The organism is Bacteroidota bacterium, from assembly GCA_016711505.1.
Taxonomy (GTDB): domain Bacteria; phylum Bacteroidota; class Bacteroidia; order AKYH767-A; family 2013-40CM-41-45; genus JADKIH01.
In genome coordinates, this window is the sequence record JADJSV010000011.1 from 68427 (window position 1) to 78986 (window position 10560).

Below are 10560 nucleotides of genomic sequence, written 5' to 3' on the forward strand. Positions count from 1 at the left end.
ATCTGCGGGAGAAAAAAAATCGCGCTTAATTTTTCCCACAGAACCCGCAGATTTAGCGCAAAGATATCTTGAAAAAAACCGGGAACTGGAACAATCTTGGCTGTGTCTGGCCAATGAATGCGGTGAATATTACGGCACTATTAATATTTTTAATAACTTGCCCGTAAATCATTAATCACCCCTATCTATGAAAAGGATTTGTGCATTAGTTTTATTTGCATTCGGTTTTCTGTTTGCCTCAGCGCAGCAGGTAAATAAAAATTATTCTATACTTTTTAAATCGGGAGTTGTACAACTCCAGCCTAATGCTGATGCCTTTTCAACGAATGACGACCTGAATCAGTTTCCGGTTTTCAATCAGCGTATTTACGCATTGCTCCAATTCAATAATGTGCCAACAATAGAGCAACGCCAGATCATTGAAGCAAGCGGAATTCATCTGCTGGATTACATTCCGCACTTTGCATTTTATGCTTCGCTGCCTTCTGATTTTAATCCGGGCATACTAGCTTCTCTTGACGTAAGAAGTTTATCTGTAATAGAAGCAACTTACAAACTTAGTCAGGAACTGAGAAACAATTCTATTCCTCCACATGCAATCAAACAAGAAGGAACTGTTGATGTAAATGTTTTGTATTTCAACGATGTTACAAGGGAGATTGCCATCAAAGAATTAATTTCTAATGGAGCGAATGTTATCAAGACGCCCGAAAATCTTAAAACGATTACGATCAGGATTAATAACAATGAAATCGAAAAGTTTTCGGAATTACCTTTTGTAGAGTATATGGAAACAATTGCGCCTGATCCAACTCCCGACGATACAAAAGGTCGCAGTCTTCATCGCTCGAATGTAATCAATTCAGAACAGACAAACGGTTTGCACTACAATGGTTCAGGTGTGCATGTGGCAGTTGCTGATGATGGAAGTATAAGTCACATTGATTTTAAAGGTCGCTGGACTGATCATACCAATACTGCACAAGGAGGAACTCATGGTGATATGACTTCAGGGATTTGTGTAGGTGCCGGAAATCTTGATCCTACAATAACGGGAATGGCTACAGGTGCGCATCTTCACGAATTTTCAATTAGCGGTTATCCGCAAATTGTTGATGCAATTTCAAATTACAATATCGATAGTATTGTACTGGTGTCTACAAGTTATAGCCAGGGCTGTAATGAGTATACATCAGACTCTCAATTTGGAGATGAATTAATTTATGACAATCCGCAACTTGAATTTATATTCAGTGCAGGTAATAATAATAGTTCCGATTGTGGTTACGGCGCAGGGGATCAATGGGGTAATATTACCGGTGGATATAAATCAGGAAAAAATGTAATTGCATGTGCAAATGTAAATGCCAACGATTTGATAGCAGGAAGCAGCAGTCGTGGTCCCGCAAGCGATGGCCGTGTAAAGCCGGATATCGCTGCGAATGGAACAGATCAAATGTCGACTGATGAAAACAACACTTATCAAGTCGGCGGAGGTACTTCCGCAGCTTCACCGGGTGTTGCCGGTATAAGTGCACAATTATGTCAGGCTTATAAAGAAATGAATTCAGGACAGGAAATTAATACGGCTTTGCTTAAAGCAACATTGTTAAACACCGCTTCAGAACTTGGAAATCCGGGTCCCGATTACATTTTCGGCTGGGGTCGTGTGAATGCAATGCGCGCATATGATCTGCTTGCCGGCAACAATTTTATTTTCGATTCTGTTTCTCAGGGTCAGGCGAAGACATTTAATTTAACTATTCCGGCTAATACGTCTCTTGCAAAAGTAATGGTTTACTGGCACGATTACGAAGGAAATCCTTCTGCATCAAAGGCGCTGGTAAATGATCTGAATATATCTATGACTGACTTATCCAGTACAAATTATCTTCCATTGATATTGGATCCCACACCTGATGAAATAACTCTGAATAATTTTGCTGTGCAGGGGGTTGATACTTTGAATAATGCCGAACAAATACAAATTGAAAATCCTGCTGCAGGAACCTATTCTTTAACAGTAGATGGTTTTGAAGTACCGCAAGGCGTACAAAAATTTTATGTTGTATGGGATATGATAGAAGATGGAATTAAACTTACTTATCCGAATGGTGCAGAAGGTTTCGTAGCCGGTGAAGAAGAAATACTTCGATGGGATGATGCGAGTCAATCAACGCAATCATACACCGCTGAATATTCAACAAACAATGGAACTTCCTGGAATACTATTTCAACAAATATTCCATATACAAATCGACAAGCGACATTCTCAGTTCCATTTGTTTCAACGGATCAGGTATTGATCAGAATTTCCCGTGGTTCGCAATCGGATGTCAGTGATAATTCGTTTTCAATATTTTCAGAAATCACAAACTTATCTGTTACGTATGAATGTCCTGATTCTCTCAGACTGGAATGGACTCCCGTATCCGGTGCTGTAGCTTATGAAGTAAGTATGCTTGGTAATATGTATATGGATTCTGTCGCTACAAGCACAAATCCATTTGTCACAATTTATGGTACAGTTCCAAATGTTGACAAATGGTTTAGTGTAAGAGCCATTGGTGTGAATGGTGGTAAAGGCCGGAGAGTAACTGCAATTTCTAAACCTGCCGGTGTATTCAATTGCCCATTGGCATTTGATAATGAAATGGTGAATTTGGTTTCGCCCGTTTCAGGTTCTTATCGTGATTGTCCTTCGAATGGATCTGTTGATGTTACAATTCATTTCAGAAGTTTATCAATTAATCCGGTTTCAAATTTTCCTGTAAACTATCGATTGAATACAGGTAGTATTGTAACAGAAATTTTTACCGGAACCTTAAATATATTTGATACTGCATCACATACATTTTCAGTTCCTGTTTCTTTACTTGCGACAGGTTCATATCAACTTGCTGCATGGATTTCATTGCCAGGTGATATGAATAATTATAATGACAGTGTATTTGCAGAAATAAATGTGATTGACGGTAACATCGGTTTTCCACCTTTGACTGAAGATCTTGAAACTTCTTTTCCGCCGTTTGGTTTTTTAATTGTGAATCCTGATAGTGAAATAACATGGGTCAGTCGAAACGTTACAGGAGTAAGTTCATTTTCAACAACCGCTGCATATTTGGACAATTTCAGTTACAATTCTCCGGGAGAAGAAGATTATTTTGAAACACGCGTGTATGACCTGACAGGAATGACAAATTCTTATCTGACATTTGATGTAGCTCACGCACCGTATTCTGCCAACTTTATTGACGGCTTGCGTGTAGATGTATCAACAAATTGCGGAGCTGATTTCATACCTACAGGATATATTAAAGATGGTTTAACGCTTGGTACAATTGGCGGATATAATACGGATTCAGGTTGGGAACCAATAGATGCATCAGAATGGAGAAATGATTCTGTTGATCTGTCTGCATTTGCAGGTCAACAAGTAATTCTTCGCTTTGCAAGTATTAATGGTTATGGGAATGGTCTTTATATTGATAACATTAATGTTGCAAATCTACCCGTTGGTGTGAATGAGAATACAAAGAACACTGCAGTTACTATTTATCCGAATCCTGCTAAAGAGATGTTCAACATCTATTGCCTGGATGCATCGAATGAAGAAGTGACAGTGAATCTTTTTGATGCAATGGGACGATCTATCAAAACGGTGCGAAACAATTTCACACAGAACAATAATCTCGAAATGCGTTTGAGCGGTGTTGCTAAAGGAATTTATACTGTTGAATTAAATTCAAGTCAGATGAATAGTCGGGTTAAGGTAGTGGTGAATTGAATAAAAGCAATCTGCGGAATCTGCAAAATGTGCGGGAAAGAATTCTCTGTGTTTTTTCTCCCGCAGAATTGCGCAGAGTACGCAGAAAATCCGCAGAGATCTCTGCGAGATTATATTTCAATGATGAATTATATAAAAGAAAATATTCTGAAAAATGAGTTCTAATTCCGCAGGAATTTCTGCGGATTTTCTGCGTACTCTGCGCAATTCTGCGGGAAATTAATCCCTTCTGAAATCGAAGAAAAAACCTTTCCAGACTAGCCCCGGGCGCAATGAGCTCCTGCGAATGGAGCACGGGACTGAAGGTGAATACGGAGCAATGTCCTATCGCTCCAAAAACTATTTTTTATGACCAAACTCATAGATTATTCTGTGGGCCTCTAAGTTCTTAGAAGTTAAGGCGCTGCGTTTATTTTCGCCGTGCTAATTTCTACCCTTCACTTACTACTTACTCAAAAAAAAACCTTTGAAAAACCACTGCCCGCATATACATTTGTCCGACCTAAACCAAAGCTGTGTTTAATTGTTCCAATTACAGAAACCGCCTTCCACAGCTAATTTCGAAGAAAAATACACCTTATGATTTCATCCCTTAAAATATTCTACACTTCAGTTGGCCGGAAAATGGTGATGGCCCTGACCGGCTTATTTCTTTGCCTTTTTTTACTGGAACATTTGTATGGTAACTTGTTGTTATACAAGCTGGATGGTGGTGAAGCCTTCAATGAATTCTCCCATTTTATGGCTGGAAATATGATAATCCGAACTATCGAAATTGGACTTTTTGCCGGAATACTGATTCATGCAATCGATGGCTTGTTCCTGACTTTCTCCAATAAAAAAGCTCGTCCGGTTGGTTATGCTGTGAACCATCAGTCGAAAAACAGTTCTTGGTTCAGCAGAAATATGGGATTAACAGGATCTATAATTTTCGTTTTTCTGATCATTCATATCCGCACTTTCTTTGTTCCACACCGTATCGGTACTCCTGAAAATGCAATGTCGTATGATGTTGCTTATGCATTTCAAACGAACTGGTATGCGGCATTGTATCTTGTTGCAATGGTAATTCTGGGATTTCATTTGAATCATGGATTTCAATCTGCATTCCAGACGATGGGCTGGAATAATCATAAGTTCAGTAAAACAATTAAATCTGTCGGAACCATCTATGCATTAATTATGATGATCGGTTTCGCTTCTTTCCCTGTGATTTTCTACTTCGATCTTTTCGGAGCAGCAACAAATATGGGTGTTAAATAATCAGTAGTTTTTAGGTCGATAAAAAAGATCATCACCATTATGAGCAAATTAAATTCCAGAATACCGGCGGGAACACTCGATAAAAAGTGGACAGATTACAAATCAAAAGTACGTCTTGTCAATCCTGCTAATAAACGCAAACTTGAAATTATCGTTGTCGGTTCCGGTCTTGCCGGAGGTGCAGCAGCAGCAAGTCTTGCTGAGATGGGTTACAGCGTAAAATGTTTTTGTTTTCAGGATAGTCCGCGTCGTGCACATAGTATCGCTGCACAAGGTGGAATCAATGCTGCAAAGAATTATAAAAACGATGGCGATAGTGTTTATCGTTTATTTTATGATACAGTAAAAGGCGGTGACTATCGTGCGCGTGAAGCGAACGTTCATCGCTTAGCAGAGATCAGTACTGCGATCATTGATCAGTGTGTTGCGCAAGGTGTGCCTTTCGCCCGTGAATATGGCGGCTTGCTTGATAACCGTTCTTTCGGTGGTGTTCAGGTGTCGCGAACTTTTTATGCACGCGGACAAACAGGACAACAACTTTTGTTAGGAGCGTATAGTGCAATGTCACGTCAGATCGCAAAAGGAAATCTGAAAATGTATAACCGTCATGAGATGGTTGAAGTAGTGAAGATCGATGGGAAAGCCACGTGGCATCATTGCAAGAAATTTAGTAACAGGTGAAGTAGAACGTCATTTCGGTCATGCTGTAATTCTTGCAAGTGGTGGTTATGGAAACGTATTTTATCTTTCTACAAATGCCATGGGCAGTAATGTTACTGCTATATGGAAAGCATATAAACAAGGTGCATATTTTGGTAATCCTTGTTTCACACAAATTCATCCGACATGTATTCCGGTTTCCGGTGATTATCAATCGAAGCTTACGCTGATGAGTGAAAGTTTACGTAATGATGGTCGTGTCTGGGTGCCTGCAGCAAAAGGCGATAAGCGTAAGCCTGAAGAAATTCCTGATACGGAAAGAGATTATTACTTAGAGCGTCGTTATCCTGCATTCGGAAATTTAGTTCCGCGTGATGTGGCATCGCGTGCTGCTAAACAAGCATGTGATGAAGGAAGAGGAGTTGGTCCGAGCGGATTAGCAGTATATCTTGATTTCCGCGATGCAATTATTCGTTTGGGAAAAGATGTGATCAGCGAGCGTTATGGAAATCTTTTCGAAATGTATGAGAAGATCACCGGTGACGATCCTTACAAAACACCAATGAGAATTTATCCGGCAGTTCACTATACAATGGGTGGATTGTGGGTCGATTATAATTTAATGACAACAGTACCGGGATTGTTTGCTTTAGGAGAATGTAATTTTTCTGATCATGGTGCGAATCGTTTAGGAGCATCTGCTTTGATGCAGGGATTGGCTGATGGATATTTTGTAATTCCATACACTATCGGTGATTATCTTGCTGATGAAATCAGAAATCCTGCTACACCAACTTCACATCCTGCATTTGAAGAAGCAGAAAAAAGTGTGAACGAAAGAATAGCAAAACTTAAATCGATCAACGGGAAACAAACTGTTGAAGATCTACATAAGAAACTTGGTAAGATCATGTGGGATTACTGCGGAATGGCGCGTAATGCTGAAGGTCTGAACAAAGCATTGGGAATGATCAGAGATCTTAAAAAAGAATTCTGGTCAGATGTAAAAATTCCCGGTGATATAAATGAATTCAATCCTGAGTTAGACAAAGCCGGCCGCGTTGCCGACTTCATTGAGTTAGGAGAGTTAATGGTAACAGATGCATTGATGCGTGCCGAATCATGCGGCGGTCACTTCCGTGAAGAGTCACAGACAGAAGACGGCGAAGCAAAACGCGACGACGAAAAATTCGCTTTCGTCGCAGCATGGGAGTTTGCCGGCGAAGGAAGCCCTGCTGTATTGAACAAAGAGGAGTTGATTTTTGAAGAAGTGCATCCGACACAACGTTCTTGAAGTGGTGGGGTTGTAAGGTGTTAAAAAGGGAAAAAGGAAGAGGGGGGTGTTTGGGGGAATTCGCTGGGGGGAGGGTGGGAGTTGGATGGGGAAGAGAAGGGGGGGGGGGGGGAATGTTGAATTATTGAATTTAGTAATAAAGATTAAAAAAAATGATACAATCATTGATTCAAAATATTCAAATGAGAATCAATGATAAATAATTAAATTGGAATTGATAGAGGTAGAATAGACGAATATTGCTACTCACCACTCACCACTCACCACTTACCACTTACCACTTACCAAGAATGGAAACTATAAACCTCAAATTAAAAATCTGGCGACAAAAAAACAACACCGCATCCGGTCGCTTTGAAATATACGATATGCCGGATGTAAGTACGCACATGTCGTTTCTGGAAATGCTGGATGTGTTGAACGACCGGTTGATCAGAGACGGGAAAGAGCCTGTGGCTTTTGATCATGATTGTCGTGAAGGGATTTGTGGGATGTGTAGTATGTATATCAACGGACGTGCACATGGACCAATGCGTGGCACAACTACTTGTCAGTTGCACATGCGTCATTTTCACGAAGGTGAAACGATTACGATCGAACCATGGCGTGCGGCTGCATTTCCTGTTATCAAGGATCTTGTAGTTGACCGTACATCTTTTGAAAATATTATTCAGGCAGGTGGATATATTTCTGTAAATACCGGTAATGCACCGGATGCAAACAGTATTCCAATCGAGAAATCGAAATCAGATGAAGCGTTTGATGCAGCAGCATGTATCGGTTGCGGAGCTTGCGTTGCAAGTTGCAAAAATGCGTCTGCTATGCTTTTCCTTTCAGCGAAAGTTTCTCAGCTTGCCTTACTTCCACAAGGTGATCCTGAACGGCGGGAGCGTGTATTGAACATGGTTAAAACACATGATGAAGCCGGTTTTGGTAATTGCACAAATACAGGTGCATGTGAAGCAGAATGTCCGAAAGGAATTTCTATTTCGCATATTGCCAGATTGAATCGCGAGTATTTGAGAGCGGGGGTTTCGAAAGAGTAGTTACAATTTAATAGTATAAAGTGTAAAAGGGGTTTAAGGTGTTTCGGTACGCTTTAAACCCCTTTTGCTTTCTGTAGGAAAGTATGGATAATTTATAAATCTATTTCTGGGCTTTCTAAAGAAAATAATATTTTTTTATCGTTGCTATGAATAACATTATGATTACTATTTAATTGCGATGAAAATTATTTTCTTCAAAAATCAGCATCGGCGTTTCCACAGGCCTACGGGGCTACCCCGGATTTTTTCTATAAACAGGTCGCCCCTATGGGGCTTTGCTGTTAACATGAGCTTGGGCTAATTGTATTGCACGATTTTTTTCTACAAACAGGTCGCCCCTATGGGGCTTTGCTGTTAACATAAGCTTGGGCTAATTGTATTGCACGATTTTTTTCTACAAACAGGTCGCCCCTATGGGGCTTTGCTGTTAACATGAGCTTGGGCTAATTGTAATTGCACGATTTTTTTTCTACAAACAGGTCGCCCCTACGGGCTTTGCTGTTAACATAAGCTTGGGCTAATTGTATTGCGTTTTTCTCAAACATGTCCCTGCACAAACAGGTCGCCCCTATGGGGCTTTGCTGTTAACATGAGCTTGGGCTAATTGTAATTGCACGATTTTTTTTCTACAAACATGTCGCCTGCTACAAACAGGTCGCCCCTATGGGGCTTTGCTGTTAACATGAGCTTGGGCTAATTGTATTGCACGATTTTTTTTTCTACAAACAGGTCGCCCCTATGGGGCTTTGCTGTTAACATGAGCTTGGGCTAATTGTAATTGCACGATTTTTTTTTCTACAAACAGGTCGCCCCTACGGGGCTATGCTGTTAACTTAAGCTTGGGCTAATTGTAATTGCACGATTTTTTTTTACAAACATGTCGCCTGCTACAAACAGGTCGCCCCTATGGGGCTTTGCTGTTAACATGAGCTTGGGCTAATTGTATTGCACGATTTTTTTTTCTACAAACATGTCGCCCCTATGGGGCTTTGCAGTTAACATAAGCTTGGGATAATTGTATTGCACGATTTTTTTTTTACAAACTGAATCACCCTTCTGTGGCTATTCTGACAATGCATATAATAGCCCCGTAGGGGCGGCCTGTTTGTAGAAATGAATCGATAGCTAGAACCTAAGCCCCGTAGGGGCGACCTGTGAATTGCCGCACCGGTAAATGAAACGAATCACGATAGCAATTAAAAAATTGTTTTGCAATTAATAATAAGAAAACACAAACAAACAAATTGATCGTGTCCTGCATTTTTTAATCTATCCATTCAAATAAATATCTTTCCTCATATTCTACCTCAAATTTTTTAAGAAGAGAAAGATACTCGTTCTTAAAAGTCATCTTCTTATGATGTTCCTCTTGATTGAGAATGTACTTTACAACGCGATCAATTTGACTTTTAGAATATGAGAATTCACCAAAGCCGGATTGCCAATTGAATTTTGTGTTCAACCAATTTTTTTCATTTATGAATTTCGATGAGCCAGCTTTAATGTCTCTCATGAAATCTGAATGCGATAATTGCGGCTTCATCCCTGCAAAAAGATGTAAATGATCAGGCATAGCGAAAATCGCCAGCATTTTCTGATCGAGCCTTTCAACGATTCCTGAAATATACTTGTGTAATTCTTCTCGATGACAAGGTGGGATTAAACTTCGTCGTCCTTGAACTGCGAAAACAAATTGTATATAGACTTCTGAATATGTGTTTGCCATTTTCAATTGGATTAAATTGTTGGGACAATATTAATCTGAAAAAATGAAAAACACTCTCTCATATATGCGGAGAATATGAGTGATTAAATTTTGTATTCCTACGAATCATCTAAACAAAAAAATCCGGAAGGATTAACCAACCGGATCTTCTATATATCGTTTTTAAAATGATTTACTTCATTGTTTTTTTCATTGCTTTCACTTCATCAATTCTTGAAGCCGCAATCTCTAACTGTTTGTATCATTCCTTTCCGTATTTCCTGGTCAATGAATCTTTCAAAAATTTATATACAGGAACTTTTAAACTGTCACCTAATTTGCAGGCTGCTTTGCAGATAGACCATTTGTCATAATTCAATGCTTCTAAACCATTCCGTTGTTTGGTGATTCGGATAGGGTAGAGGTGGCAGCTGATCGGTTTTTTCCATTTTACTTTTCCTTCGTAGTAGGCTTTTTCAATTGCGCATTTTGCAACACCGGCTTCATCGAAAAATGTATAGGCGCACTCTTTTCCTTTGATCAACGGTGTTACCCATTCTTTCTTTTCGTACAATAAATATTTGCCTTGCTTTTCTACAGCTTCAATTCCTGCAGGTGTCATGTAAGGTTTAACTTTGTCATAGACCTTATCAAGCTGCTCTAGTTCGTCGTCTTCCAAAGGAGCACCATAATCGCCTTTTACACAACATGCGCCTTTGCAGGCATTCAAATCACATACAAAATGTTTTTCGAGTACTTCGTCGGTTATCAGGGTGTTGTCGATTACTAGCATGGGGTAAAAGTA

5 protein-coding genes and 1 pseudogene are annotated in these 10560 nt (G+C 39.7%); 4 read left to right on the plus strand and 2 right to left on the minus strand.

Annotation, left to right across the window (positions count from 1 at the left end; all coding sequences use genetic code 11):
* Positions 1-187 precede the first annotated feature (187 nt).
* From IPL24_12375 to IPL24_12390, 4 genes and pseudogenes are all read left to right on the plus strand, one after another.
* On the plus strand, positions 188-3787 hold the full coding sequence (locus tag IPL24_12375; GenBank protein MBK8364429.1) for a S8 family serine peptidase: 3600 nt from the start codon (positions 188-190) through the stop codon (positions 3785-3787).
* Positions 3788-4366: 579 nt separating this feature from the next.
* Complete coding sequence (locus tag IPL24_12380) at positions 4367-5050, plus strand: succinate dehydrogenase cytochrome b subunit (protein ID MBK8364430.1); 684 nt, start codon at positions 4367-4369, stop codon at positions 5048-5050.
* A 39-nt stretch (positions 5051-5089) separates the two neighbouring features.
* Positions 5090-7004: pseudogene (locus tag IPL24_12385) on the plus strand (fumarate reductase/succinate dehydrogenase flavoprotein subunit).
* Positions 7005-7294: 290 nt separating this feature from the next.
* The gene (locus tag IPL24_12390) at positions 7295-8050 is read left to right on the plus strand and encodes a succinate dehydrogenase/fumarate reductase iron-sulfur subunit (protein ID MBK8364431.1); all 756 of its coding nucleotides are present in this window, start codon (positions 7295-7297) and stop codon (positions 8048-8050) included.
* Between the two features lie 1264 nt (positions 8051-9314).
* On the opposite strand, the gene tnpA is transcribed toward IPL24_12390, so the two are convergent.
* Both tnpA and IPL24_12400 read right to left on the minus strand, forming a co-directional pair.
* A complete protein-coding gene (tnpA, locus tag IPL24_12395) occupies positions 9315-9776 on the minus strand; it encodes an IS200/IS605 family transposase (GenBank protein MBK8364432.1) in 462 nt (153 codons plus the stop codon).
* Positions 9777-10017: 241 nt separating this feature from the next.
* A complete protein-coding gene (locus IPL24_12400) occupies positions 10018-10548 on the minus strand; it encodes a DUF3109 family protein (protein MBK8364433.1) in 531 nt (176 codons plus the stop codon).
* Positions 10549-10560 lie beyond the last annotated feature (12 nt).

What these genes read in the sequence shown, in the direction of transcription:
- IPL24_12390 (MBK8364431.1), top strand. Translation starts at nt 7,295, where the DNA reads ATGGAAACTATAAACCTCAAATTAAAAATCTGGCGACAAAAAAACAAC.
- IPL24_12380 (MBK8364430.1), top strand. Translation starts at nt 4,367, where the DNA reads ATGATTTCATCCCTTAAAATATTCTACACTTCAGTTGGCCGGAAAATG.
- IPL24_12400 (MBK8364433.1), bottom strand. Translation starts at nt 10,548, where the DNA reads ATGCTAGTAATCGACAACACCCTGATAACCGACGAAGTACTCGAAAAA.
- tnpA (MBK8364432.1), bottom strand. Translation starts at nt 9,776, where the DNA reads ATGGCAAACACATATTCAGAAGTCTATATACAATTTGTTTTCGCAGTT.
- IPL24_12375 (MBK8364429.1), top strand. Translation starts at nt 188, where the DNA reads ATGAAAAGGATTTGTGCATTAGTTTTATTTGCATTCGGTTTTCTGTTT.